The 26,441-nt window shown below is 63.2% G+C and carries 20 protein-coding genes and 1 pseudogene; 6 read left to right on the top strand and 15 right to left on the bottom strand.

What is annotated here, in order from left to right:
• The first annotated feature begins 1 nt into the window (after position 1).
• Both PVE35_RS10565 and PVE35_RS10560 read left to right on the top strand, forming a co-directional pair.
• Entirely contained in the window at positions 2–703 is a 702-nt protein-coding gene (locus PVE35_RS10565; RefSeq protein ID WP_277374601.1) for a lipopolysaccharide kinase InaA family protein, read from the top strand.
• A complete protein-coding gene (locus tag PVE35_RS10560) occupies positions 700–1,086 on the top strand; it encodes a diacylglycerol kinase (RefSeq protein ID WP_277374600.1) in 387 nt (128 codons plus the stop codon). The genes PVE35_RS10565 and PVE35_RS10560 overlap by 4 nt, the downstream gene beginning before the upstream one ends.
• Here the strand turns inward: PVE35_RS10560 and PVE35_RS10555 are convergent, their stop codons facing one another.
• Positions 1,087–1,551, bottom strand: a complete 465-nt coding sequence (locus tag PVE35_RS10555; RefSeq protein ID WP_268177715.1) for a DUF3859 domain-containing protein — start codon at positions 1,549–1,551, stop codon at positions 1,087–1,089. It abuts the gene before it with no gap.
• Positions 1,552–1,614: 63 nt separating this feature from the next.
• Positions 1,615–2,628: an amidohydrolase family protein gene (locus PVE35_RS10550; protein ID WP_277374874.1), complete on the bottom strand. Its 1,014-nt coding sequence runs from the start codon at positions 2,626–2,628 to the stop codon at positions 1,615–1,617.
• 227 nt (positions 2,629–2,855) lie between these two features.
• On the opposite strand from PVE35_RS10550, the gene PVE35_RS10545 reads away from it, so the two are divergent.
• From PVE35_RS10545 to PVE35_RS10535, 3 genes are read left to right on the top strand one after another with little or no spacing between them, the layout of a single operon-like run.
• On the top strand, positions 2,856–4,250 hold the full coding sequence (locus tag PVE35_RS10545) for a methyl-accepting chemotaxis protein (protein ID WP_277374599.1): 1,395 nt from the start codon (positions 2,856–2,858) through the stop codon (positions 4,248–4,250).
• 57 nt (positions 4,251–4,307) lie between these two features.
• On the top strand, positions 4,308–4,709 hold the full coding sequence (locus PVE35_RS10540) for an OsmC family protein (protein WP_268177717.1): 402 nt from the start codon (positions 4,308–4,310) through the stop codon (positions 4,707–4,709).
• Positions 4,706–5,566: a pirin family protein gene (locus PVE35_RS10535; protein ID WP_277374598.1), complete on the top strand. Its 861-nt coding sequence runs from the start codon at positions 4,706–4,708 to the stop codon at positions 5,564–5,566. The genes PVE35_RS10540 and PVE35_RS10535 overlap by 4 nt, the downstream gene beginning before the upstream one ends.
• 278 nt (positions 5,567–5,844) lie before the next feature.
• Here the strand turns inward: PVE35_RS10535 and PVE35_RS10530 are convergent, their stop codons facing one another.
• The 5 genes from PVE35_RS10530 to PVE35_RS10510 all read right to left on the bottom strand — a co-directional run bounded on the left by PVE35_RS10530 (position 5,845) and on the right by PVE35_RS10510 (position 14,918).
• Positions 5,845–6,633: a dienelactone hydrolase family protein gene (locus PVE35_RS10530; RefSeq protein WP_268177719.1), complete on the bottom strand. Its 789-nt coding sequence runs from the start codon at positions 6,631–6,633 to the stop codon at positions 5,845–5,847.
• 81 nt (positions 6,634–6,714) lie between these two features.
• Positions 6,715–7,716, bottom strand: coding sequence for a two-component system response regulator (locus PVE35_RS10525; protein WP_277374597.1), 1,002 nt, complete (start codon positions 7,714–7,716; stop codon positions 6,715–6,717).
• Positions 7,713–11,393: a PAS domain S-box protein gene (locus tag PVE35_RS10520; RefSeq protein WP_277374596.1), complete on the bottom strand. Its 3,681-nt coding sequence runs from the start codon at positions 11,391–11,393 to the stop codon at positions 7,713–7,715. Before PVE35_RS10520 ends, PVE35_RS10525 begins: the two co-directional genes overlap by 4 nt.
• A 226-nt stretch (positions 11,394–11,619) precedes the next feature.
• Entirely contained in the window at positions 11,620–13,524 is a 1,905-nt protein-coding gene (gene htpG / locus PVE35_RS10515; protein ID WP_277374595.1) for a molecular chaperone HtpG, read from the bottom strand.
• 152 nt (positions 13,525–13,676) lie between these two features.
• Entirely contained in the window at positions 13,677–14,918 is a 1,242-nt protein-coding gene (locus PVE35_RS10510) for an MFS transporter (protein WP_277374594.1), read from the bottom strand.
• 268 nt (positions 14,919–15,186) lie between these two features.
• Here PVE35_RS10510 and PVE35_RS10505 point away from each other — a divergent pair, with 268 nt between their 5' ends.
• Entirely contained in the window at positions 15,187–15,477 is a 291-nt protein-coding gene (locus PVE35_RS10505; protein ID WP_268177724.1) for a hypothetical protein, read from the top strand.
• A 49-nt stretch (positions 15,478–15,526) separates the two neighbouring features.
• Here the strand turns inward: PVE35_RS10505 and PVE35_RS10500 are convergent, their stop codons facing one another.
• The 8 genes and pseudogenes from PVE35_RS10500 to PVE35_RS10465 all read right to left on the bottom strand — a co-directional run bounded on the left by PVE35_RS10500 (position 15,527) and on the right by PVE35_RS10465 (position 26,357).
• Positions 15,527–15,919 carry an MAPEG family protein gene (locus PVE35_RS10500; protein WP_268177725.1) on the bottom strand — a complete coding sequence of 131 codons (393 nt, stop codon included), beginning with the start codon at positions 15,917–15,919 and terminating at the stop codon, positions 15,527–15,529.
• Entirely contained in the window at positions 15,916–16,650 is a 735-nt protein-coding gene (locus PVE35_RS10495; RefSeq protein WP_277374593.1) for a DUF599 family protein, read from the bottom strand. Before PVE35_RS10495 ends, PVE35_RS10500 begins: the two co-directional genes overlap by 4 nt.
• A gap of 103 nt (positions 16,651–16,753) precedes the next feature.
• Positions 16,754–18,067, bottom strand: a complete 1,314-nt coding sequence (gene brnQ, locus PVE35_RS10490; protein WP_268177727.1) for a branched-chain amino acid transport system II carrier protein — start codon at positions 18,065–18,067, stop codon at positions 16,754–16,756.
• A 346-nt stretch (positions 18,068–18,413) separates the two neighbouring features.
• A complete protein-coding gene (sucD, locus tag PVE35_RS10485) occupies positions 18,414–19,301 on the bottom strand; it encodes a succinate--CoA ligase subunit alpha (RefSeq protein WP_003240843.1) in 888 nt (295 codons plus the stop codon).
• Positions 19,301–20,462, bottom strand: a pseudogene (gene sucC / locus PVE35_RS10480) (ADP-forming succinate--CoA ligase subunit beta). The gene sucD and the pseudogene sucC overlap by 1 nt, the downstream one beginning before the upstream one ends.
• 238 nt (positions 20,463–20,700) lie before the next feature.
• A complete protein-coding gene (gene lpdA / locus PVE35_RS10475; protein ID WP_268177729.1) occupies positions 20,701–22,137 on the bottom strand; it encodes a dihydrolipoyl dehydrogenase in 1,437 nt (478 codons plus the stop codon).
• A gap of 93 nt (positions 22,138–22,230) precedes the next feature.
• Positions 22,231–23,460 (bottom strand): 2-oxoglutarate dehydrogenase complex dihydrolipoyllysine-residue succinyltransferase, encoded by a 1,230-nt coding sequence (gene odhB / locus PVE35_RS10470; protein WP_277374592.1) that lies wholly within the window; start codon positions 23,458–23,460, stop codon positions 22,231–22,233.
• A gap of 65 nt (positions 23,461–23,525) precedes the next feature.
• Positions 23,526–26,357: a 2-oxoglutarate dehydrogenase E1 component gene (locus PVE35_RS10465; RefSeq protein WP_268177731.1), complete on the bottom strand. Its 2,832-nt coding sequence runs from the start codon at positions 26,355–26,357 to the stop codon at positions 23,526–23,528.
• Between the last annotated feature and the right edge of the window lie 84 nt (positions 26,358–26,441).

Raw genomic sequence — 26,441 nt, 5'->3', positions numbered from 1 at the left:
CATGGGCATCCTCAGCGAAAAAGCCTTGGTCGCCCTGCCCTCCAGCGAATTCGAGCGCTGGTGGCACAGCCCAGGTGAATGGGTCGAAGAAGCCAACCAGCGTCGTGGTGGCGAAAGCGGCGTGCGCCTGCTGCAAGCCTGGGACAGCAGCCGCCCGCCGCTATACTGCAAGCGCCAGACTGGCCACCTGCACCGCTCGCCACGCCATCCGCTCGGGCGGCCGACCATCCTGCGCGAGCTGCAGGCCTACCGCGCCTTCGCCCGGCTCGGCATCCGCACACCCAATATCATCTACTGCGCGGCACGCAAGCAGGCCGGCCAATGGCAGGCCCTGCTGGTCACTGAAGCGCTGAGCGGCTTCGTCAGCCTCGAAGACTGGTATGCCCAGCCTCATGCGCAGGCGCTCGAGCATGCCGTGCTGCAACAGGTGGCCGTGACCCTGGCGCGCCTGCACCTCGGCGGCTGGCAGCATGGCTGTTGCTACCCCAAGCACCTGTTCGTCAAGGTGCGCAGCGAGGGTGACGTGGATGTGGCCCTGCTCGATCTGGAAAAGAGCCGACGGCGCTGGTTGCTGCGTCAGGCACAGCGCGACCTCGGGCAATTGAAGCGGCATCGCGGCGCCATCCCGGAAAGCGCCATCGTCTACCTGCAGCAGGCTTACCAGCATGCCCTGCACAACCCCTGGGGAGTGCTGCAGCCGTGAATCCCAGCCCGCGACTGGATGCCCTTGACCTCAAGGGGCGCCGAGGCCTGCGCCGCATTCTCGATGCCAGCGGCTATTCGCTGGCTGGCCTGCGGGCGGCTTACACGGGTGAAGCCGCGTTCCGCCAACTGGTCTGGTTGAACCTGCTATTGCTGCCGCTGGCCTGCCTGGTGGACGTGAGCCGCGCCGAACGGGCGCTGCTGATCCTGGTACCCATGCTGGCGCTGGTAGTGGAGCTGCTCAATTCAGCCATCGAGGCGGTGGTCGATCGCATCTCCCTGAGCCTGCATCCGCTGTCCAAGCAGGCCAAGGACATGGGCAGCGCGGCCCAGATGGTCGCCCTGCTGATGATCGCCCTGACCTGGGCGATCATCCTGCTCTGATCAGCGCACCTCGAAGCGCTGTTCGGCCAGCTTGCGATCGCCCTGATAGACGATGAAGTGCCACTCCCCGGGCACCACCTCATGGTGCTCGGTGAACTCGAAGGCCATCACGTCCTGCGGCGCGCCGGGCACCAGCTTCTGCACCACCTCGAACTTGTCGTGGCGCTGGCCGTCCGGGGTGACCACGCCTGGGGTGAGATACAGCAACGTCAGCGGCGTATCCCCCTCGCGCTTGCCAGCCAGGCTGTAGCGCATGCCGAACTTGGTGCCGAGCTTGGCGGGAATCCGGTCGGTGACCTGGATATCCTGACTGCTGCGCGTCAGTACGCGTTCGCCGGGCTGGAAGTCCTGATAATCCGTGGTGAAGATGCCGTACTCCACCGGCCCTTCAACCCGTACGTCCGCCTGAACCAGGCCGGTGAAAGCGAACAGACCGGCAAGCAAAACCTTGGAAATATGCTGCATGACGCGCTCCTCGTTGAGATGAGCGCGAGCCTATGACCCTGCGGTGACAAACTGATGACAGCTCTACTGCGGTAGCTCCGCCCTTACCTTGCGCGGCAGCACCGAGAGGAAGTTGTCCCGCGCCACCTTGTGCGCCACGTCCTCGGGCAAGGCGTCGAGGAAGGGGTCGAAACCATGCATGTACTCGCCCAGGCTGCCAAAACGGCCGACCACGTCCGAGCCGATCATGAAACGCTCGGGATAGCTGCTGACCAGGTGCACCCAATCCGGGTCCGGTTTGCCGTTTTCGTCCAGCAGATAGGGGCGCAGCACGGTCCAGGACAGGTCGATATACAGGTTGGGGTAGTCGCCCAGCATGCGTTCCAGGGTCGGCAGGAGGAAGTCCAGTTTTTCCTGGTGGCGATGAATTTCCGCGCTGGTGCCGGCATGTGCCCAGATGAAGCGCACATGCGGATGATTGCGCAGCGGTTTTTCGATCTCCTGCAGATAGAGCGGATTGCGCTCGCGCTTGGAAGTGATGTTGGAATGCAGCATCACCGGCAGGTCGTATTCGGCGGCCAGGTGGAACACCCGCGCCAGCGCCTCGTTGTCAGCCCTCGGCGCACGGCCGTGGATCAGTGCGGTGAGATCGTCGTGGCGAGTGAAGATTTCGCCGATGCCCTGCCATAAACCCGGATCGAGTTCGAGCATGCGCCGGATGTGCGCGTCGGCATTCTTGTCATTGGGGTTGAAGCCGGACAGGAAGGGGTGAAAACGACGGCGCTGCTCGGCAGGCAGCCGCTTGTAGGCCTCGGCAACGAACACGTCGGTGGCGCTGTACCAGTAGGCATTGGCGTCGTCGCCGGCATAGTAACGCGGGCGCTTGGGTTCGTCCTCGTCCCATTTCTTGACCACCGGAATGCCGGAGAACATCACGTGATCGACGTTGTTCTGCGCCATCTTCTCCAGCAGCTCATCCATGCCGGCGCTTTCCTGGAAGAAATCCACGTAGTGCAAATGGGCATCGCTGTAGCGGTATTCACGGGCCTGGGCGGCGCCGTGGGCGAGCATCGCGCCGAAGGCCAACAGCAATGGCATCGAACGAAGAGTGAGCAAGGCGAGTCCTCCTGACGGTATGGCAGCATAGACCGCCGCGGCAGGCGGCAAGTTCGCCGCCTTCGCCCTGCGCTGGAGCGTGAAGAGCATGACTGCACCAACACTGCACGGCAGACGCTCGCTCGATGCCCTGCCAGTGCAATGGCTACGCCGGAGCGGTAATGGCACTTGGCTTGCAACACTCCAGGCAAAACAAAGGGGGAACAGCCATGATGCAGTTGCTGCGCAAACCAACCCGCAAAGCCCAGAATGAGGCCGCTCTGGAGGCCCTGTTCCAGGAACACGATCTCACCATTCGCCTGCCAGAACAGCAGCAGTGGATGACCCGCCTGAATCTGTTCAGCGCCGGCCTACAGCAGCGCATCCGCAGCAGCCTGACAGCCGCCGTCGGCATCGCTGCCCATGCGCCGCAACTGGCGAGTATCGCCGCCGCCAATCAGCAGAGCGGGCAAACCCTGGCGCAGTCTTCGGAATTGATCGCCAGCGCCAGTGAACAGGTCACCACCACCCTCGATGCCGAGCTGGTACCCGGTGCCGGCGAGGTCGCCCGGCTGTCCAGCGAAGTTTCCGCCACCCTGCATCGCTGCCAGGAAAGCGGCAAGGCCGTGCTAGACCAGGTCGAAGTGATCGATGCCAGCGAGGCACAACTGATTCAGGTGATCGGGCAACTGACCGCACAGCTCGACGAGGTGAGTAAGGTCATCGGCGTGATCGCCAGCATTTCCCAACAGACCAATCTGCTAGCCCTCAATGCCGCCATCGAGGCCGCGCGGGCCGGCGAGCATGGCCGTGGCTTCGCCGTGGTCGCCGAAGAGGTACGACGTCTGGCGGGCCGTACCACCGAAGCCACTGGCCAGGTCAGCGATATCATCGAAGGCTTCCGCACGGGCATGCAACAGCTCGGCGATGCCAGCCAGCAGATGCACCAGGCCGTGGCCGATGGCCGTTGCGGCATTCTCGCCGTCAGTTCAGGGCTGGACAGCACGCGCCAGGTCATGGATCGCCTGGACGCTCAGGTCGGGCAGATCGCCGCTGGCACCGAACAGATCGGCCAGGCCGTGCGCTCCATCAATGGCGACGTGCAAGACATCGCCCGTGTGGCCGGCGATCTGCTCGGCAAGGCTGGCCAGGTGCTGCACCATAGCCAGGCCGTGCGCGAAGACGGTGACCGTCTGCTCGCCGGGCTCGGCGACTTCCGCCTGGAAATCCACAACGCCGTACGTGCCAGTGTCGAGCAACTGGCGCAGCGCCCCGAACTGGGCGGCGAGGTGGCCGCCGCCGAACGCCTGCTCGAGAGCACTCTGGCACGCGACAATCGCTTCGAGCTGTTCTACCTGGTCGACCAGCGCGGCGTGCAGATTTCCGAGAACATCTTCGCCGCCGACCTGGCTCACGAGCAGCAGAGCAGTTGCCGAGGCTGCGACTGGAGCCAGCGCCCCTGGTTCCGCGCCGTGGCTGAACAGAAGGCCAGCCATATCACCCAGGTCTACCGTTCTTCGGCCACCGATGATTTCTGTTTCACCGTATCGGTGCCCATCCTCGATGGCCAGGGGCGTCTGCTGCGCGTTCTGGGTGCCGACGTGCGCCTGTCGGCACTGGTGTGAAGGGCCCTGCCTGGGCTAGGCTTGCGACCATTGCCGTCACGCCTTCCGGGAAGCGCCATGATCCGCATTCATAGCAGCAAGGGTCTGCAGCAACAGATCAGCATCGACGCCCACCAACTACTCGGCGACGTAGCTCCCGAACTGGGCGGCGACGGCGCCGGGCCTGATCCTCACGATCTGTTCGACGCCTCGCTCGGCACCTGCAAGGCCATGACCCTGCTGCTCTATGCGCGCCAGCGCGGCCTGCCGCTGGAGGGTATCGACGTCAGTGTCGAGCGCGACGACAGCGAAGAACGCGAGGGCAACTACCACCTGATCGTCGAGCTGTCGCTCAAGGGCCCTCTGGACGAGGCCCAGCGCCAGCAACTGCTGCGCATCGCCGACAAGTGTCCGATCCACAAGCTGATGACCAGCACCGATATCCAGATCGAAACCCGCCTGACCGGGGCCTCGGCATGAGCGGCCTGCAACTGATCCAGCCGCGCGCCGAAGACATTTCCGGCCAGCCGATCCTGCGTCCGCTGCCCTCGGCGCGTGCCCGCAGCATCGGCCCCTTCGTCTTCTTCGACCATATGCTGGAACAGGACTACCCAGCCGGCAGCGGCATGAACATCGCCCAGCATCCGCATATCGGCCTGTCCACCCTCACCTACCTGTTCGAGGGCCAGTTGCAGCACAAGGACAGCCTTGGCTCGGATCAGTTGGTCGAACCCGGTGACGTCAGTTGGATGACCGCTGGGCGCGGCGTCGCCCATGTCGAACGCACACCGCCCGGGCAACGCGGGCAGCACAAGCGTCTACATGGCTTGCAGGTCTGGCTGGCCCTGCCACAGGCGGAGGAAGACTGCGCCCCCAGCTACAAGCATCATCCCGCCGTCTCTCTGCCACGCAGCGAGGCCATGGGCGTAGGCATTACCCTGATCGCCGGCAGAGGTTTCTGCCTCGAATCACCCGTGCCGGTACGCTCCCCCACCCTCTACGCCGAGCTGCGTCTGACCGCCGGCGCCAGCCTGCTGATCCCGACCGAGTACAGCGAGCGTGCGCTCTATCTGATCGATGGCGAGGCCGAACTGGACAGTGAAGCCCTGCCCACCCATACCATGGCCGTCATTCCGGCCGGCGAGACACCGCTGCTTCGCGCCTGCGGCGAATGCCACCTGGCGCTGATCGGCGGTGAGCCCATCGGCCCACGGCGGATGAACTGGAATTTCGTAGCCAGCACCCCGCAATTGATCGACCAGGCGCGCCGACGCTGGGCCGCTGGCGACTGGCCGCAGGTGCCGGGAGAAACCGAGCGGATCGAGTTGCCCGGCTGAAATCCATCCCTAAACACCGGTACCAGGCGGTGCCTTTCATAGCAAAGGACTGCCATCTTGCCCTCGTATCGCACCCTCTCAGGCCTTCCGTTGTTGCCCGCGTTGGCCCTGGCCGATCTACCCAGTTTCAAACCTGAGCCCAGGCAGCACGCTCAGGTACAACAGCAAGGCGAAGGCTATTTTCTGCAGCGCGTACGGACTGCGGCAACCCTGAGACGCGCGTCGCAAGCACAAAAAAGGCTGCAGCCAAGGGATGCAGCCTTTGAGGAAAGCCCGTATCACTGCTCGGCAAACACCTCATCGAACAGATCGTTCATGGCCCTGAAGGCCCGCGCGGCCACCACCGGATGGTACTGATTAGAGCCCGGCACGTTGGCCTTGGGGTTGGTGAACGAGTGCACCGCACCGCCATAGCTGACCAGTTGCCAGTCGGCCTTGGCCGCCTTCATCTCGGCGATGAAGCCGTCGACCTGCTCCTGTGGCACGGCCGGGTCGTCCGCGCCGTGCAGCACCAGCACCGGCGCCTTGATGTTCTTGGCATCGGCAGGATTGGGGGTATCCAGATTGCCATGGAAGGAGACGAAGCCCTTCAGCGGCGCGCCCGAACGCGCCAGCTCCAGCACGGTGCCGCCACCGAAGCAGAAACCGATGGCACCCAGCTTGCTGACATCCAGCGCCACCTCGCTGCTCTGCGCCTTGAGCACCTCGACCGCCGCCTGGGCGCGCTTGCGCATCAGCGCGCGGTCGCTGCGCACCGCCGTGGCGGCCGCCTTGGCTTCGTCGGCATTGCTCGGGCGAATGGACTTGCCGTACATGTCGGCAAGAAACACCACGTACTTGTCCCCGGCGGCGCGCGCCGCCTTCTTCACCGTGTCCTCGTTCACCCCCATCCAGTTGGGCACAGCCAACAAACCGGGGCGTGGCGTGCTGACCGAATCGTCATAGACCAGCACGCCCTCGAAGGCTTCACCGTCGATTTCGTAGGGTATGGGCTTGGCCACGACCGCCGCCTCTGCCAGGCCACCGAGCGTGGCGCACAGGAGCGGAGCCAGGGTTTTCTTCTGCATGGGTAAGCATCCTCAGTGGTGAATGGATGAGCCACATGGCCCGTCGGCCACGCCTTGGCCGAGTAACCTTGTACAAAATGATCAGGCACCCTGTTCGGCCCAACGTTCCTTGATCTGCAGGATTTCCGGCAGACAGCCGATGAACAGCTCCACCAGGCGCGGGTCGAAGTGGCGGCCGCTCTGCTCGCGCAGGAAGGCAACAGCCTCTTCCACCGGCCAGGCCTGTTTGTAGGGACGCACGCTGGTCAGGGCATCGAAGACATCGGCAATGGCGACGATACGACCCTCCAGCGGGATGTCCTCGCCGCTGAGGCCGTTGGGGTAGCCAGTGCCGTCCCATTTCTCGTGGTGCGACAGGGCGATGCGCTGGGCGGTGCGCAGCAAGCCGGAACTGTGTTCGCCGATGATGCGCGCGCCGATCTCGACGTGCTGACGCATGATCTGCCATTCCTGTTCATCAAGCTTGCCCGGCTTGCGCAGCACCGCATCGGGTATGCCGATCTTGCCGACATCGTGCATGGGCGCGGCGTTGAGCAACTCCTCGGCCGCGCTCTCGCTGAAGCCGGCGGCCAGGGCCAGGATCTTGGAGAAATGGCTCATGCGGATCACATGCAGCCCGGTCTCGTTGTCCTTGTATTCGGCCGCCATGCCCAGGCGCTGGACGATCTGCAGGCGCGTGCGCTTGAGCTCGTCGAGGCGCACCAGGGACAGGTGCGTGCGCACCCGGGCGCGAACGATCGAGGGGCTGACCGGTTTGGTGATGTAGTCCACCGCACCCACCGCAAAGCCATGGGCCTCGTCGTCGATATCGGCCAGGGCGGTGACGAAGATCACCGGGATCGACTGCAACAAGGGGTCGGCCTTCAGGGTTTCGCACACTTCATAGCCGGTCATGCCGGGCATCATCACATCGAGCAGGATCAGGTCAGGCACTTCCCGCGCCGCCATTTCCAGTGCACGCGCCCCTTCCTTGGCGAACAGCAGGCGGTAATCGTCCTGCAGGATATGGCGCAGTACCTGCAGGTTGGTCGGCTCGTCATCGACCAGTAGCAGCAGCGGACGGGTATCGTTGGTCTGGGTCATGATTCGGGTATTTCCTCGTCCTGCAGTTGCAGCAACAGTTCATTCAGCTCGGCAAGTGCCAGATCGAAGTCGAAATCGTCCAGGGCCTGGCGGATGCGCGCCACGCTCGCCACATCGCTGCAGCCGCTCTCCAGTATCTGCATGGCGGCATCGTTCAGACCGCCTCGCAGCATGGCTTGACGCAATTGCAGGCCAGCCAGGTGCAAGGTGGCGCTGTCGAGTGGCTGCACAGGGGTGACCGGCGCCAGACCACCCGGCGGCAAGGGTACGGCAGCGGCGATGGCCTGCAAGGTCTGCTCGACACGCCCGGCCAGCTCCCGCAGCGTTGCCTCGTCCTCGGACTCGAAACCCTGTTCGAGGCGCAGTGCCAGCTCCGCCAGGCCGGTCAATGCCAGGTTGCCGGCCACACCGCGCAGACGATGCGCCAAAGCCCGACCGGCCTGCCAGTCTTGAGCGCCGAGCACCTCTTCGAGCCGTGCAGGCAGGTCTTTCTGTTCGGCGACGAAGGCATGAATGGCCTCAGCCATGCGCAGCGCACCGCCCCAACGCAGGCTGCCCCGTGCCCAGTCGAACAGGCCATCGCCGTTGTGCAGATGGCTGACGCTGGCCGGTACCTGGGTCAGGCCGCGCACCCGGGCAATTTCCCAGAGCAGTGCCTGCATGTCCAAGGGCTTGGCGGCGAAGGCATTCATGCCGGCATCCAACGCCGCCTGGCGGTCATGGTCGAGCACACTGGCAGTCAGGGCGATGATCGGTACTGCCGGGCGTGCCTGCTCGAGTTCCAGCGCACGAATGCGCCGCGAGGCTTCCAGCCCATCCATGCCGGGCATCTGCACGTCCATCAGAATCAGGTCGAAGCTGCCTTCGACGAATGCGGCGAGCACCTGTTCGCCATCGCCAACACAGTGCACGCGGTGCCCCAGGCGTTGCAGGTTGATTTGCAGCAGCTCAAGGTTCTGCGGCACGTCATCGGCAGCAAGGATGGACAGGCGCCCCAGCTCCGGCAATGCCACGTGCTGCGGCGATATCCTCTGCTTGCCGGCACGCAGTGGCAGCTCGACACTGAAGCAACTGCCCTGCCCCTCGATGCTCTCCACGCGCAATCGACCGCCCATCAGCTCGACCAACTGTCGCGAGATGGTGGTACCGAGGCCATTGCCACCGAAGCGACGGCTCATCGAGGCATCGGCCTGGGCGAAGGGGTCGAAGATCCTTTCCAGGCGATCAGCGGCGATGCCGATGCCGGTGTCTTTCACCGCCAAACGCATCGCTTCTGGCTCACCGGAAACCGTCAGGCACACTTCGCCCTCGAGGGTGAACTTGACCGCATTGCCCAGCAGGTTGGTCAGCACCTGCTGGATGCGCAGCGAGTCGCCGCAGAAGAATTCGGGCACCGCTTCCGGGTAATCCAGATGCAAGCGCAAGCCCTTGCTCTCGGCCGCCAGGCGCTGGGTGGCGCAGACCTGCTCGCATAACTCGCGCAGGGAAAAATCCAGGGCCTCCAGCTCGACGGCGCCGCGGTCGAGCTTGGCCGTATCGAGAATGTCGTTGAGCAGCCCCAGCAATGAGCGCGACGCGTCATGCACGGTTTTCAGGTGACGCCGCTGCTCGCTGGACAGCGAGGTATTCAGCAGCAGCTCGGTAAACCCGATGATGGCGTTCATCGGGGTGCGGATTTCGTGGCTCATGTTGGCCAGGAAGCTGCTGCGTGCGGCGGCAGCGGCCTCGGCGCGGTCACGGGCAGCACGCAGTTCCTGCTCCATCAAGCGCCTTGGGGTCAGGTCGGTGGCCAGCTTGACCACCTTGAAGGGTTTGCCATCGCTATCGAGAATCGGGTTGTAGCTGGCCTGGATCCAGCATTCGCGCCCGCCCTTGCCAAGCCGCCGGTACTCGCCCATACGGAAATGCCCGGCACGCAGTTCCTCCCAGCCCTGCCGGTAGGACTCGCTGGCCACCAGCTCAGGGTCGCAGAACATGGCATGGGGCTGACCAATCACTTCTTCGCGCGCGTAACCGAACAGCGCCAGAGCATTGTCGTTGATCTCCAGCACCCGGCCATCGAGGTCGAACTCCACCATGGCCATGGCCTTGCTGATGGCCGTGACCTTGCCCTCGTACTCGGCGTTGCGCTGCTTGGTTTCGGTCTGATCGAGCAATACGCCATCGATCCAGCGCGTCACACCCTCCGCGTCGCACACCGCACTGCCGCTTTCCCAGATCCAGTGCTCACGGCCATCGCGGTCGAACAGGCGGTACTCCACCGTGTAGTTGCGTTGCTGCTCGATGGCTCGGTTCACCTCATCGGCCACACGCTGGTAGTCATCCGGGTGATACAGATCGGCGATGGAGCAACGCCGGGAGATGAAATCCTCGGCACTCCAGCCCGTCAGCGTCTGCACCGCATCGCTGATGAACAGCATGCTCCAGTCGCGATCGAGCAGGCAGCGGAACGACACCCCGGGAATGTTGCCGATCAGCGAGCGGTATTGCAGTTCGCTCTCGCGCAGCGCCTTCTCCATGTGTTGCCGCTCGCTGATATCGCTGACGAAGACCACGAACAGGGGGCGATGACCGGCATGGGTGATGCCGACGCTGATCCGCACCGGTTTTTCCTCGCCGTCATGGCTCAGGCAAATCAGTTCCCGTTCGCCGTTGGCCATGGAGAGCTGCCCGCAGCGCAGATAATCGGCGAGCAGTTGCTCGATCTCTCCCACCAGGCGCTGGGGCACCAGAGTACTCATGTGCATGCCCACCAAGCTCTGCGGCGCCCAGCCGAATAGACGCGTGACCGAGCGATTGGCCGAACGCACGATGCCCCGATGATCGACGGTGACGATGGCATCCAAAGCCGTATCGAAGATCGAGCGCAGATGCTGCTCGCTGGCCTTGAGCTGCTGACTCATGCGGCGATAACGCAGCATGGTATTCACGGCCACCACGCAGACGGTCAGGGTGACGGTCAGCAGGGTGATGGCTACGGCGATGTAGCCGCTGTCCATCACCCCCGTGGGTTCGGCGAACTCGGGCGTGCCGACGAAACGCGCAGCCGCCATGCCGGTATAGTGCATGCCGCTGATGGCCAGGCCCATGACCAGCGCACTGATCGCCAAGGTCCAGAACGCGGGCAGTCGCCCTTCCAGGCCGAAGCGTATCCACAAGGCGAGTATGGCCAGGGCGATGGCCACGATGATGGACAGCGCGAACATCCAGGGGTCGTAGCGCAGCAGCGGCGTCATCTGCATCGCGGCCATGCCGCTGTAATGCATGGCGCCAATGCCCGCACCGACCAGCACGCCCCCCACGCAGAGCTGCGGCAGGCTCAGGTCACGCCGTGCCAGGAGGCTCAACGCCACCCAGGAAGCGCCCAGGCTGGGCAACATGGACAGCAGGGTGATGCCCAGGTCGAAATGCACGGTGGCGCACAGCTCGAAGGCCAGCATGCCGAGAAAGTGCATGGCCCAGATGCCACCACCGAGCGCCAGTGATCCGGTGAGGATGGTGACGTGCCGGGCCATGGGCTGGGTACTGTTACGCGCCTCGCCGGCCAGTTGCAGGGCCATGCCAGCGGTGAACACGGCGATGGTCAACGACAGCAGCACCAGACCGGGGTCGTAGTTGCTGAGAACCAGAACGGCAGGATCCGCGCCCATGATGAAGAGTAGATCGAAGAGCGCCATAGAACCCCGAAGCACGTAATTGAAGGCAAAGCGCCACCATCACAGCCGACAACCCTCTCCCTGTCAATCTATGGGGCTGATAGCAAAGCCTCGCGCACATGGCGCTGGGCAAGTGCGGCTGACGAAGCGGTCTTGCCGATAAACCTAGACAATAAAAACGCCGCGTTCCAATACGGAACGCGGCGTTTCTTGAAACGGGCTGGGAGCAGGCTCCCAGCATTCGGAGTCAGGCGGAAAGCTCGACCAGCAGCTTGTTCAGGCGCTGCACGTAGGCAGCCGGATCCTTCAGGCTGTCGCCGGCCGCCAAGGCCGCCTGATCGAAGAGGATATGCGAGAGGTCGGCGAAGCGGTCTTCGTCGGGCTCGGCATCCAGACGCTCGATCAGCGGATGCTCCGGGTTGAACTCGAAGATGGGCTTGGAGTCCGGCACCTTCTGCCCGCTGGCCTCGAGGATCTGGCGCATCTGCAGGCCGAGATCCTGTTCGCCAATGGCCAGGATCGCCGGCGAATCGGTGAGGCGGTGGGAGACGCGCACCTCGGCCACCTGCTCGCCCAGCGCACCCTTGAGGCGCTCGATCAGCCCCTCCTTGGCCTTGGCTACTTCCTCCTGGGCCTTCTTGTCCTCTTCCGAGTCCAGCTTGCCCAGGTCCAGGTCGCCACGGGCCACGTCGACGAATTGCTTGCCGTCGAACTCGGTCAGGTAGCTCATCAGCCACTCGTCGATGCGATCGGTGAGCAGCAGCACTTCGATGCCCTTCTTGCGGAAGACTTCCAGGTGCGGGCTGTTCTTGATCTGCGCGTAGGATTCGCCGGTGAGGTAGTAGATCTTGTCCTGGCCGTCCTTGACGCGGCTCAGGTAGTCGGCCAGCGACACGCTCTGCTCGTCGCCCTCGCCAGCGGTGGAAGCGAAGCGCAAGAGACCGGCGATCTTCTCCTTGTTGGCGAAGTCTTCCGCCGGACCTTCCTTGAGTACCTGACCGAAGGCCTTCCAGAAGGTCTTGTAGTCGTCCGGCTTGTCCTTGGCCAGCTTCTCCAGCATGTCCAGCACACGCTTGGTCAGTGCCGACTTCATCGAGTCGATCACCGGATCTTTCTGCAGGATCTCGCGGGACACGTTCAGCGACAGGTCGTTGGAGTCCACCACGCCCTTGATGAAACGCAGGTACAGCGGCAGGAACTCATCGGCCTGATCCATGATGAACACGCGCTGCACGTAGAGTTTGAGGCCCTTGGGCGCTTCGCGGTGGTACAGGTCGAACGGCGCACGGCCCGGCACGTAGAGCAGCGAGGTGTACTCCAGCTTGCCCTCGACCTTGTTGTGGCTCCAAGTCAGCGGGTTCTCGAAGTCGTGGCCGACGTGCTTGTAGAACTCCTGGTACTCCTCGTCCTTCACTTCGCTGCGTGGGCGGGTCCACAGGGCGCTGGCGCGGTTGACGGTTTCCCACTCGGGCTCGGTGGGCTTGTCCTTCTCATCGCCATAGTGCTCTTTCGGCAGCTCGATGGGCAGGGCGATGTGGTCGGAGTATTTCTTGACGATGTTGCGCAGACGCCAACCATCGGCGAACTCTTCCTCGCCCGCCTTCAGATGCAGGACGATACGGGTGCCACGCTCGGCTTTCTCGATAGTGGCCACCTCGAATTCACCCTCGCCCTGCGATGACCAATGCACGCCCTCGGCAGCCGAAAGACCGGCGCGACGGGTGAACACCTCCACCTTGTCGGCGACGATGAAGGCCGAGTAGAAGCCCACACCGAACTGGCCGATCAGGTGCGAATCCTTCTTCTGATCACCGGAGAGGTTCTTGAGGAAGTCGGCGGTGCCGGACTTGGCGATGGTGCCCAGGTGCGCGATGACCTCATCGCGGCTCATGCCGATGCCGTTGTCCTCGAGGGTAACGGTCTTGGCCTCCTTGTCGAAGGACAGGCGGATCTTCAGCTCGGCGCCGCCCTCGAGCAGCTCGGGCTTGGCCAATGCCTCGAAACGCAACTTGTCGGCGGCATCGGAGGCGTTGGAAATCAACTCGCGCAGGAAGATTTCCTTGTTCGAGTACAGGGAATGGATCATCAGGTGAAGCAGTTGCTTCACCTCGGTCTGGAAGCCCAGGGTTTCTTTTTGAGTTTCCACACTCATGGTCGTCTAACTCCACATGCTGGTCTGAGCCGCCGGGCGGCGGATGACCTACAGATGGGGCCAGTACGATGGATTTCAAGGGCTTAGGGTCTGTTGCCATTTGGCGCAGCAACGCGGCTCGCGTCGAAACGGCAACAGACCCTAGCGTGCAGCTAGGGCTCCAACAGTTCCAGGCGGCCGATTTCCTCCGGCGCGAAGCTGAAACTGGCCTGCCCGCCGCCGCTGCCCATCTGCTGGCTTAGACGAATGCTGCCGTCGCTGTCGATGCCGACGAAGCGCCCCTCCACCGTACCGCCATTGGTCCGAACCAGGCGCATACGCAGGTTACGGTACAGCTCCGGGCTTCGCTGCAGGCGCGTCAGACTGAAGCGTTCACGACGATCCAGCGGCCGGCTGACTCGGGGTTCCTCGACGACCTGGGGGTTCTCGGCCACCGGCTGGGCATCCGCCGCCGGCAAGGGTGGGAAGTGATCGGCCTCGACCACCCAGCCCTGCGCGCCCTTGTTCAGCCTGACCGGCAAACGCTCGAGCCGCGTACCGATCCGTGCCTCGACCTCCAGCTCCAGGCGTTCACCCTTGAAACTGAAGGTCGGCAGCCTGGACAGCTCCACCGCCTCGGTGGCGAAGCGTCGCTGCACGTAATCACGGAGCACGTAGGCAATGGTGTCACGCGAGTCGAAGCTGCGATCCACCCGGCCGTCACGGTAGCGCAGGTGATCCGTGTACAGTTCCACGCGGCCACTCAGGCTGGTCTTGAAACGCGGCGGCAGCACCAGATGAAAGTCACCGATCAGGCGGTTCGGCGCCTCTGGGCGCAGATCCAGGTGCAGGGTATAACCACGAGCGAGGCGGCGAGCCTCGGGCAGATCCTGCTCCGGCAGCAACCAGCTCAGTTCCACCTCCGGCAAGTTGCCGGTGTCTTGCGGTAGCACATCGACGCGCACCGGGCCGCTCACAGGCTGCGGCAGGCGAATGGTCAGCTCGCGCAAGGCGAAGAAATCCATGCCCTCACGCAGCCGCAGCACACCCTCGATCAACTCGCCCTGTTGCGGCTGGAACGGCAGGCCGTTGAGTTTGCCACGCAGATCGATGGCCAATTCGCGCGGTGCCTGTACCTCGGGCTGCAACCAGTCCAGACGCAAGATGGCCGCGAGCCGGTCAGCATCCTTGCTGGCCAACAGCGTCATGCCCACCACCAGCGGGATGATGCCCAGCCCCACCAGCATCAGGGCGCTGCGCGCCTTGGCCCAGTGCCGCAGGATATACAGCAGCGTCAGCGGGGGGATCAGGCTGCCCCAGCCCCACAGCAAGCTGGTGGAGAAAGCGCGCATGACCAGCCAAACCAGGCCTGCCAGGATCAACAGCAAGCCCCCGATAATCAGTAACGCATCCATCCAGCAGTTCCTTGTCTTCTATAGCGTGCGCAGGCAAAGCGCATCATCGCCGCAAGCCGTCGTGCGACCGTGCACCACGATAATGGCCGCTCCCCGAGTAATCCACCGAGGAGTCGATGATTTTCAGCAAATCTGTGCACCCTCTCATCCGGTGCGCCCCTCAACCTTGGATAGGGCCAGCGCCGGGAACTTCGTGGTGCTCGGTTGGCTCCAAGCAATGCGTATGGGCCCTGCCCCGCACCATAACTCTCAGACATGGAGTGCTATCGTGAAAAAACATCTGACTTACGTCCTGCTGCTTGCCACCGCTCTGGGTCTGGCCGCCTGCGAGAAGAGCCCGGAAGACAAGATGGAGTCGGCCAAGGAGTCAGTCTCCGAAGCCATGGACAACCTGGGCGATGCCGCCAAGGAGAGCGGCGAGGCCATCGAACAGAAAACCAACGAAGCCCTGGGTAACGAACCCACCACTGGCGAAAAGATTCAGAACGCTGCCGATGATGCAGCAGACGCCGTCGAGGATGCCGGCGATGAAGCCAAGGATGCCGTCGACGGCAACTGATCGCCCTCTCGAGCACGCAACGAGGCCCGCTCTGCGGGCCTCGTTCGTTTCATAGCGCCGGGCTGAGCATCAGCAGCAGGCTGCTGGCCAGACCGACGATCCATACCAGGCTGCGCTGCCAGTGCAGATCCCACCAGTACAGCAGCAGATAGAGCACGCGGCTGACCACGAAGGTAATCGCCAGAACGTCCACCAGTAGCCCATTGGTCTGGCTGACGTGAGCCATCAGCACCCCGGCGACGAACAGCGGAAAGGCCTCGAAGCTGTTCAGATGCGCTGCCAGGGCACGCGCGCCGAAGCCGGTCAGGCGTGCCTGCTGAGCGCGCGGATGATGGTTGTCGTAGCGTCCACTCCCCTCCTCGGCCATGGCCTTGGCCACCGGCGCCTTGGCGATGAAGATCAGCAAGGCACTGATGAAGATGCACCAGAACGGTATCGTCATTCGCTTTTCTCCTTGGCCGCCTCGGCGGCCGGTGTTGGGGTGTAGACCATCACTTCCAGCACGTCCGAGTGGAATTCGCGGTGATACAGCACCAGCACCACACCGGTGGTGACCAGCATGAAGAACCAGGGGTTGATGAACCAGGCCAGGGTGGCCATGCCGAAATAGTAGGCACGCAAGCCGAAGTTGAACTGGTTGGCGGCCATCGAAATCACCCGTGCAGCTCGCTCGGCGAAAGCCCTGCGTTCCGGCTCGATGACGTGCCGCTCACCCACCATGGGCGCCGAGCCCACCAGCACCGCAGCGAAGTTGTACTGGCGCATGCACCAACTGAAGGTGAAGAAGGCGTAGACGAAGATGATCCCCAGGCACAGCAGCTTGATCTCGGACAGGCCACGGCTGACCGGCTGCACGAAGGGAATGTCCGCCAGCAACGACAGGGCGCGGTCGGAGGCGCCCAGCACGGTGAGAATACCGGCGAGGATGATCAGCGTGCTGGAGGCGAAGAACGAGGCGTTACGTTCCAGGTTGCCGATCACGTTGGCATCGGCGATGCGGTTCTCGCGTAGCAGCATGCGCCGCATCCAGTCCTCGCGATAGAGGTGCAGGACACTGGCCAGGCACGGTGTGGTACGGCCCTTCCAGGAGGCATAGCGGGTATAGCCGCCCCAGCACAGAACGAACCAGAGCGCGGCGAGAAAATGGGGCAAAAGTGTGTTGCTGGTGGGCATGCCAACTCCTTGTATGACTGCCGCGAATTATAGCCGGAGCGCAGGCTTGCTGGTTCGACAAAAGGCAAAGAGAAACGCCGCGATTTCGCGGCGTTTCGTCGATTCAGGCGGCGCTGGTCTGCCGGCTGCCAAGGATGCGGTCGAGCAAGGCGACCAGTGCCAGGGTGACGAGTACCGGCACCAGCCAGCCCAGGCTCTGCCCAGCCAGCGGCAATTGGCCGAACCAGGCTGGTACATGCTCAGCATAGGCCGATGCGGCCAGACCGTCGGCCACACCGAAGACCAGGGTCACGGCCATCACCGGCACGAACACCAGCGCTTGCGAGCACCACAGGCGGTTGGCCAGGCTCAGGGCGACCAGAACGATGGCCAGCGGATACAGCCCCACCAGAACCGGAACGGAGAAGCTGATCAACTGGGTCAACCCCTGGTTGGCGACCACCAGGCTGAACAGCCCGAACAGGATCACCACCAGACGATAGGAAACCGGCAGCAGCTTGCTGAAGAACTCGCCACAGGCCGTCAACAGCCCCACCGCGGTGGTCATGCAGGCCAGGGTAATGACCACGGCCAGCAGCAGGCTGCCGGTGATACCGAAGGTATGGTTGACGTAGGTGGTCAGCACCTGCACACCATTTTCCGCATCACCGGCGATGCCCTGGCTGGTGGCGCCAAGATAGAACAGCGCCAGATACACCAGCGACAGGCCAATGGCCGCGATCATCCCGGCGATCATCGAGTAGCGTGTTACCAGAGCGCTGTCGCTGACACCGCGATCACGAATGGCACTGGCGATGACGATGCCGAACACCAGCGCACCCAGGGTATCCATGGTCAGGTAGCCCTGCAGGAAGCCCTGCACCAACGGTGCGTCACGGTAGCTGTCGCTGACCACACCGATCTCGCCGGCCGGCGCGAACAGCGCCGCACCACCAAGCACCAGCAAGGCACTGAGCAGCACCGGAGTGATGAATTTACCGATGCGATCCACCAGGCGCCCCGGATTGAGCGAGAGGAACAGCACCACGGCAAAGTACGCCAGGGTGTAGAGCAGCAAGGACAGCGCCTCGTCGCCCGTGAAAGGCGCGACGCCCATCTCGAAAGACACCACGGCGGTGCGCGGCGTGGCGAACAGAGGGCCGATGGCCAGATAGACGGCGACCGCCAGCAGCGTGCCGGCGACCTTGCCCAGCGGCGCGGTCAGGCTGTCCATGCCACCGCCGACACGGGCCAGCGCCACGACGGTGAGCAACGGCAGACCCACGCCCGTCAGCAGAAAGCCCAGGGCGGCAGGCAGTAGATTGGCCCCGGCGGCCAACCCGGCACTGGGCGGGAAGATGATGTTGCCGGCGCCGAGAAACAGCGCAAAAGTCATGAAACCAAGGGCCAGGACATCCAGGCCTTTCAAACGAGTCATAGCGGGAAATACCACAGGCAGGAATTCAGAAAGTCGCGCAGGTTTCCTTCAGGGATCAAGGGAAACGTCGCCCGAGCGTTTGGCTCGAACCACTGGGAGCGTCGCCCGGCGCTTGTGGCGCCACGGACAGGGTTAGCAGGCCATGGTAACGAAAACGGCCCTACAGCAGCTCAGAATGGGGCAAAACTGTCGAAATGCCGCAATTCGCTGTCGCATGCGTGATAGTTGCAGGACTCCACATGACGACCACCCTGCCCCATATACCTTCCCACTCTCATGGTTTGGCAGCTCCCGCAAAACAAAAAAGGCCACCCGAAGGTGGCCTCTCTCGATCCGCCAAGAACGCTTAGGCGTTCTTGACTTCCCAGCCGGTCAGCTCGGCCAGGGCCTTGCCGATGTCAGCCAGGGAACGCACGGTTTTCACACCAGCGTCCTGCAGGGCAGCGAACTTCTCGTCTGCAGTGCCCTTGCCGCCGGAGATGATGGCGCCAGCGTGGCCCATGCGCTTGCCGGGCGGAGCGGTCACGCCAGCGATGTAGGAAACCACCGGCTTGGTGACGTTGGCCTTGATGAAGGCAGCCGCTTCTTCCTCGGCCGAACCGCCGATCTCACCGATCATGACGATCGCTTCGGTCTTCGGGTCTTCCTGGAACAGCTTGAGGATGTCGATGAAGTTGGAGCCCGGGATGGGGTCACCGCCGATGCCCACGCAGGTGGACTGGCCGAAGCCGGCGTCGGTGGTCTGCTTCACGGCTTCATAGGTCAGGGTGCCCGAACGGGACACGATGCCAACCTTGCCTGGCAAGTGGATGTGACCCGGCATGATGCCGATCTTGCACTCGCCGGGAGTGATCACGCCCGGGCAGTTCGGGCCGATCAGGCGTACGCCCAGCTCGTCGCACTTGACCTTGGCTTCCAGCATGTCGATGGTCGGGATGCCTTCGGTGATGCAGACGATCAGCTTGATGCCGCCGTTGGCCGCTTCCAGGATCGAGTCCTTGCAGAACGGAGCCGGAACGTAGATCACCGACGCTTCGGCGCCAGTGGCTTCCACGGCTTCCTTGACGGTGTTGAACACCGGCAGGCCGAGGTGGGTGGAACCGCCCTTGCCGGGGGTCACGCCGCCAACCATCTTGGTGCCGTAGGCGATGGCTTGTTCGCTGTGGAAGGTGCCCTGCGAGCCGGTGAAGCCCTGGCAGATGACCTTGGTGTCTTTGTTGATCAGGATGCTCATTACTTACCCTCCGCGGCCTTGACGACCTGCTGGGCAGCGTCGGTCAGGCTGGTTGCCGCGATGATGTTCAGACCGCTTTCGGCCAGGACCTTGGCGCCCAGCTCAGCGTTGTTGCCTTCCAGACGGACGACGACCGGGACTTTCACGCCGACTTCTTTCACGGCGCCGATGATGCCTTCGGCAATCATGTCGCAACGAACGATGCCGCCGAAGATGTTCACCAGAACGGCAGCCACGTTGCTGTCGGACAGGATGATCTTGAACGCTTCGGTCACACGCTCTTTGGTAGCACCGCCGCCAACGTCGAGGAAGTTGGCCGGCTTGCCGCCGTGCAGGTTGACGATGTCCATGGTGCCCATGGCCAGGCCAGCACCGTTGACCATGCAGCCGATGTTGCCTTCCAGCGCGACGTAGTTCAGCTCCCACTTCTGCGCATGGGCTTCACGAGCGTCGTCCTGGGACGGGTCGTGCATAGCGCGCAGCTTGGGCTGGCGGTACATGGCGTTGGAGTCGATGTTGATCTTGGCATCCAGGCAGTGCAGGTTGCCGTCGGCCTTGATCACCAGCGGGTTAACTTCCAGCAGGGCCAGGTCGTAGTCCTGGAACAGCTTGGCCAGGTTGACGAAGATGTGGGTGAACTGCTTGATCTGATCACCTTCCAGGCCTAGCTGGAACGCCAGCTCGCGACCCTGGTACGGCTGTGCGCCAACCAGCGGATCGATGGTGGCCTTGAGGATCTTCTCAGGGGTTTCGTGAGCCACTTTCTCGATGTCCACGCCACCTTCGGTGGAGGCCATGAACACGATACGACGGCTGGAACGATCGACGACCGCGCCCAGGTACAGTTCCTTGGCGATGTCGGTGCAGGATTCGACCAGGATCTTGCTGACCGGCTGACCATTGGCGTCAGTCTGGTAGGTCACCAGACGCTTGCCCAGCCAGTTGGCGGCGAACGCCTTGGCGTCGTCCTTGCTCTTGACCAGCTTTACGCCACCGGCCTTGCCGCGGCCACCAGCGTGGAGCCTTGACGACCCACTCGCTGCCGCCGATTTTTTCGCAGGCCTCTGCGGCTTCTTCCGGGGTGTCCACCGCGAAGCCCTTGGATACAGGCAGGCCGTATTCAGCGAACAGCTGCTTACCCTGATACTCGTGAAGATTCATGCTTGTCTACCGTCTTCGTTTAGGTATTGCGCATTCGGCGCTGTACTTGTGATACCGCGCCACCTGTGACTGCCGGAGCAGTCCGCCGGGCATTCCGCAACCGGTTGAGCAACCGGCTGCGGGCCTTCCGACGTGGTTCTGCATTGCAGGGCCGACAGGATGAAGGGGCGAGAAGCCCCATCTGTCGATGACCCTGCACGAAACTCGAAGTGGCCGAACCAGTCGGCCACTGTCACGCTTAGCGCTTCTTGCGGTTGGCGATATGGATCGCGCCACCGTTGACCGCCAGGGCAGCTTCGTGCAGCGCCTCGGACAGGGTCGGGTGGGAGAAGACCATCATGCCGAGGTCTTCGGCGCTGGTGCCGAATTCCATGCCGATCGCGCCTTGCTGTACCAGCTCGGCAGCGCTCGGGCCAATCACGTGAACGCCCAGCACGCGGTCGGTGTTGGCATCGGCGATGACCTTGACCAGACCACCGGTATCGTTGGCAGCCATGGCACGGCCGCTGGCCGCGAAGGGGAAGGTACCGATATTGACGGCAACGCCTTCGGCCTTCAGTTGCTGCTCGGTCTTGCCGACCCAGGCGATTTCCGGGTGGGTGTAGATCACCGACGGGATCAGGTCGTAGTTGATCTGCGCCTTGTGCCCGGCGATGCGCTCGGCCACCATCACGCCCTCTTCCGAGGCCTTGTGCGCCAGCATCATGCCACGCACCACGTCACCGATGGCGTAGACGCCCGGAACGCTGGTTTCGCACTGGTCGTTGACGTAGATGTAGCCACGCTCGTCCAGATCCACACCGCTGTCGGCGGCCAGCAGATCGGTGGTCACCGGGCGACGCCCCACAGCCACGATCAGCTTGTCGAATACCATCTTCTGCTCGCCATTGGCGTCGGTGAAGGTGACGGTCACCTGCTTCTTCTTGACTTCGGTAGCCGTGACGCGAGCGCCCAGGCGGATGTCCAGGCCCTGCTTGGTCAGGGTCTTCTGGGCTTCCTTGGCGATCTGCTCGTCGGCGGCGACGAGGAACTTGTCCATGGCCTCCAGCACGGTGACTTCCGAACCCAGGCGGGCCCATACCGAGCCCAGCTCCAGGCCGATCACGCCAGCACCGATCACGCCCAGCTTCTTCGGTACGGCCTGGAATTCCAGGGCGCCGGTGGAGTCGACGATCACGTCCTGATCGACCGGGGCCGGCGGGATCTCCACCGGCTTGGAGCCGGAAGCGATGATCACGTGGGCGCCTTCGACCACCTGGGTCTTGCCGTCGCTGCCGGTGACTTCCACCTGCTTGCCAGCCAGCAGCTTGCCGTGGCCTTCGAGCAGGGTCACGCCGTTGGCCTTGAACAGCGCGCCGATACCGCCAGTCAGGTTCTTCACGATGTTGGCCTTGCGCCCGATCATCGCCGGCACATCGATGGTCACGCCCTTGGCCTCGATACCGTGAACGGCGAAGCCTTCCTTCGCTTCGTGATACTTCCAGGAGCTGTCCAGCAGCGCCTTGGAGGGAATGCAACCGACGTTCAGGCAAGTGCCGCCGAGGGCGATCTTGCCGTCCTTGCCCTGATACTTCTCGATGCAGGCGGTTTTCAGACCGAGTTGCGCTGCCTTGATGGCGGCGACGTAGCCACCTGGGCCGGCACCAATGACTACCACGTCGAATTTCTGGGTCATAAAAGATTCCTTTTCAGCTTCAAGCTTCAGTTTCAAGCTGCAAGGCGAAGGCTTCTACTTGAAGCTTGGCGCTTGCAGCTCGAGGCTGGTGTATTAGATGTCCAGCAGCAGGCGGGCCGGATCTTCGAGCAAGTTCTTGATGGTCACCAGGAAGGTCACGGCTTCCTTACCATCGATCAGGCGATGGTCGTAAGACAGCGCCAGGTACATCATCGGGCGGATCACCACCTGACCGTTGATCGCCATCGGGCGCTGAATGATGTTGTGCATACCCAGGATGGCAGCCTGCGGCGGGTTGACGATCGGCGTCGACATCATCGAACCGAAGGTACCACCATTGGTAATGGTGAAGGTGCCGCCGGTCATTTCCTCGATCGACAGTTTGCCGTCACGGGCCTTCTTGCCGAAGGTGGCGATGCCGTTCTCGATTTCCGCCAGGCTCATCAGCTCGGCATTGCGCAGTACCGGAACCACCAGGCCACGATCGCTGGACACGGCCACGCCGATGTCGGCATAGCCGTGGTAGACGATGTCGTTGCCGTCGATCGAGGCGTTGACCGCCGGGAAGCGCTTCAGCGCCTCGGTGGCGGCCTTGACGAAGAAGGACATGAAGCCCAGGCGCACGCCGTTGTGGGACTTCTCGAACAGATCCTTGTACTTCGAGCGCAGGGCCATGACTTCGGTCATGTCCACTTCGTTGAAGGTGGTCAGCATGGCCATGGAGGACTGCGCCTCGACCAGACGCTCGGCGATCTTGGCGCGCAGGCGGGTCATCGGCACGCGCTTCTCGGTGCGGTCGCCAGTGGCCACGACCGGCTCGGTAGCAGCCGGAGCAGCAGCAGGCTTGGCAGCGGCGGCCGGGGCGCTCTTCTTGGCTTCTACGGCGGCGACCACGTCTTCCTTGGTCACGCGGCCACCCTTGCCGGTGCCGGCGATGCTGTTCGGGTCGATGCCGTTCTCTTCGGCCAGCTTGCGCGCGGCCGGCGAGAGAATGGCGTCATCGCCAGCAGCGGCAGCCGGAGCAGCAGCCTGGGCCGGAGCAGCGGCAGCGGCCGGAGCGGCAGCCGGAGCAGCGGCGGCAGCGCCACCTTCGGTCAGCTTGCCCAGCAGCTCGTTGGAGAGAACGGTGTCACCTTCGTTCTTGATGATCTCGGCCAGAACGCCGTCGGCCTCGGCCAGGACTTCGATCACCACCTTGTCGGTTTCGATGTCGACGATCAGCTCATCACGTTTGACCGCTTCACCCGGCTTCTTGTGCCAGGTAGCGACGGTGCCGTCGGCAACCGATTCCGGGAAGGTTGGGGCTTTGATCTCGATAGCCATTGTGTGCGTTTCCTTAAATTCGGTTTGACCGGGAGGTGGCACCTGCCACCTCCCGGATGAAGGCGTTAAACAGTAAAGGCGTCCTGCAGCAGTTTTTCCTGCTGCTCGGCGTGCATCGACGCGTAACCGCAAGCAGGGGCTGCCGAAGCGTCACGGCCGGCATACTCGAGGAACAGGGTTCTCTTGTGTGCGGAGGTCACGCGACGCATGTGGTGCTGGCTGCAGTACCAGGCGCCCTGGTTCATGGGCTCTTCCTGGCACCAGACCACGTGCTTGAGGTTCTTGTACGGCGCCAGGGCCTCGGTCAGATCTTCTTCCGGGAACGGATAGAGCTGCTCGATACGCACGATGGCGATGTCTTCGCGACCTTCGGCTCGACGCTTCTCCAGCAGGTCGTAGTAGACCTTGCCGCTGCACAGGATCATGCGCTCGACCTTCTTCGGATCCAGCGAATCGATCTCGCCGATCACGGTCTGGAAGGAGCCTTCGGCCAGTTCTTCCAGGGTCGACACGGCCAGCTTGTGGCGCAGCAGCGACTTCGGCGTCAGCACCACCAGCGGCTTGCGCAGCGGGCGGATCACCTGGCGACGCAGCATGTGGTAGACCTGCGCCGGGGTGGTCGGCACGCACACCTGCATGTTGTGCTCGGCGCACAGTTGCAGGTAACGCTCCAGACGCGCCGAGCTGTGCTCGGGGCCCTGGCCTTCGTAGCCATGCGGCAGCAGCATGGTCAGGCCGCACAGGCGGCCCCACTTGGTCTCGCCGCTGGAGATGAACTGGTCGAATACCACCTGGGCGCCGTTGGCGAAGTCGCCGAACTGGGCTTCCCAGATCACCAGCGCGTTCGGCGTGGTGGTGGCATAGCCGTACTCGAAGGCCAGCACCGCTTCCTCGGAGAGGTAGGAGTCATACAGCTCGAACCTGGGCTGACCCTCGTAGAGGTTCTTCAGCGGAACGTAGGCCGATGCGTCCTTCTGGTTGTGCAGCACCGCATGGCGGTGCGAGAAGGTGCCACGGCCGATGTCCTGACCGGTCATGCGGATCGGATGGCCCTCGAACAGCAGCGTGGCGTAGGCCATGGTCTCGGCGAAACCCCAGTTGATCGGCAGGCCACCGGCCCCCATCTTCTGGCGATCTTCGAGAATCTTCGAGACCTGACGCTGCACCACGAAGCCTTCCGGTATCTCTAGCAGCTTGGCGGACAGATCCTGCAAGGTCTTCAGATCGAAACGGGTGTCGTGACGCGCGGTCCAGGCGTGGCCCAGATACGGGCGCCAGTCGACGAACAGCTCCTTGTTCGGCTCCTTGACCAGGCTCTTGACCACGTGCTGGCCATTGTCCAGCGCGGTACGGTACTCATCGACCTTGGCCTGCACGTCATCACTGGTCTGCACGCCGGCAGCCACCAGAGCATCGGCATACAGCTCACGAGTGGTGCGCTGCTTGGCGATCTGCTGATACATCAGCGGCTGGGTGCCGCTCGGCTCGTCGGCCTCGTTGTGGCCACGGCGGCGGTAGCAGACCAGATCGATGACCACGTCACGCTTGTATTGCATGCGGTAGTCGACGGCCAGCTGAGTGACGAACACCACCGCTTCCGGGTCGTCGCCATTCACATGGAAGATCGGCGCCTGAATCATCTTGGCCACGTCGGTGGCGTACTCGGTGGAGCGCGAGTCCAACGGGTTGCTGGTGGTGAAACCGACCTGGTTGTTGATCACGATGTGGATGGTGCCGCCCGTCTTGTAACCACGGGTCTGCGACATCTGGAAGGTCTCCATGACCACGCCCTGCCCTGCGAAAGCGGCATCACCGTGAATGGAGATCGGCAGTACCTTGTCGCCGGTGGCGTCGTTGCGACGATCCTGACGGGCACGCACGGAACCCTCGACCACCGGGGAAACGATCTCCAGGTGCGAGGGGTTGAACGCCAGCGCCAGGTGCACTTCGCCGCCCTGGGTCATGACGTTGGAGGAGAAACCCTGGTGGTACTTCACGTCACCGGAGGACAAGCCTTCGGCCTTCTTGCCCTCGAACTCGTCGAACAGATCACGCGGGTTCTTGCCCAGGGTGTTGACCAGCACGTTGAGGCGGCCACGGTGGGCCATGCCGATGACGATTTCCTTGGTGCCGTAGGAGCCCGAACGCTGGATGATCTCATCCATCATCGGGATCAGGCTTTCACCGCCTTCGAGGCCGAAACGCTTGGTGCCCGGGTACTTGGTGCCCAGGTACTTCTCCAGGCCCTCGGCCGCGGTCACGCGCTCGAGGATGTGGCCACGCAGCTCAGGCGAGAACTGCGGACGACCGCGCACGCTCTCCAGACGCTGGGCGAACCAGTTGCGCTGGCCGGAATCGACGATGTGGGTGAACTCGGCACCGATGGTGCGACAATATGTCTGCTGCAGCGCATCGCGGATTTCGCGTAGCGTTGCTTCTTCCTTGCCGATATACAGCTCGCCGGTACGGAAGGTGGTGTCCAGATCGGCGTCGGTCAGACCATAGTGATTGATCGACAGGTCGGACGGCGCAGTGCGCTCCCACAGCCCCAGCGGGTCGAGCTGAGCTGCCTGATGACCACGCATGCGATAGGCCTGGATCAGGCGCAGCACTTCCACCTGCTTCTTTTCGTGCTCGCTGCTCACAGCCCCGGCGGAAACCGGCTGAGCACGGCGCGAATTCTTGGCGAGCAGAACGAAATGATCACGGATGGTCGAGTGCGATACGTCCGTGGTACCGCTGCCATCGGTCGGCAGTTTCTGGAAGTAAGTGCGCCACTCTTCTGGCACAGCGTTGGGATCGTGCAGGTAGAGCTCGTAGAGCTCTTCCACGTAGGCAGCGTTACCACCGGATAGGTGGGCGCTTTCCCACATGCGCTGCATCACGCTTTCTTGCATGCTTGGTCACCCTCGGTAAGGGGACACCACCGGCGTGAATACCGCATGGCTCCAATCAAAGTCATGTTGACTGCGACTCGAATA

Source organism: Pseudomonas sp. AA-38, from assembly GCF_029457475.1.
GTDB lineage: Bacteria > Pseudomonadota > Gammaproteobacteria > Pseudomonadales > Pseudomonadaceae > Aquipseudomonas.
The sequence above is the reverse complement of the archived record's forward strand: the minus strand, read 5'-3'. Positions and strand labels throughout refer to the sequence as shown.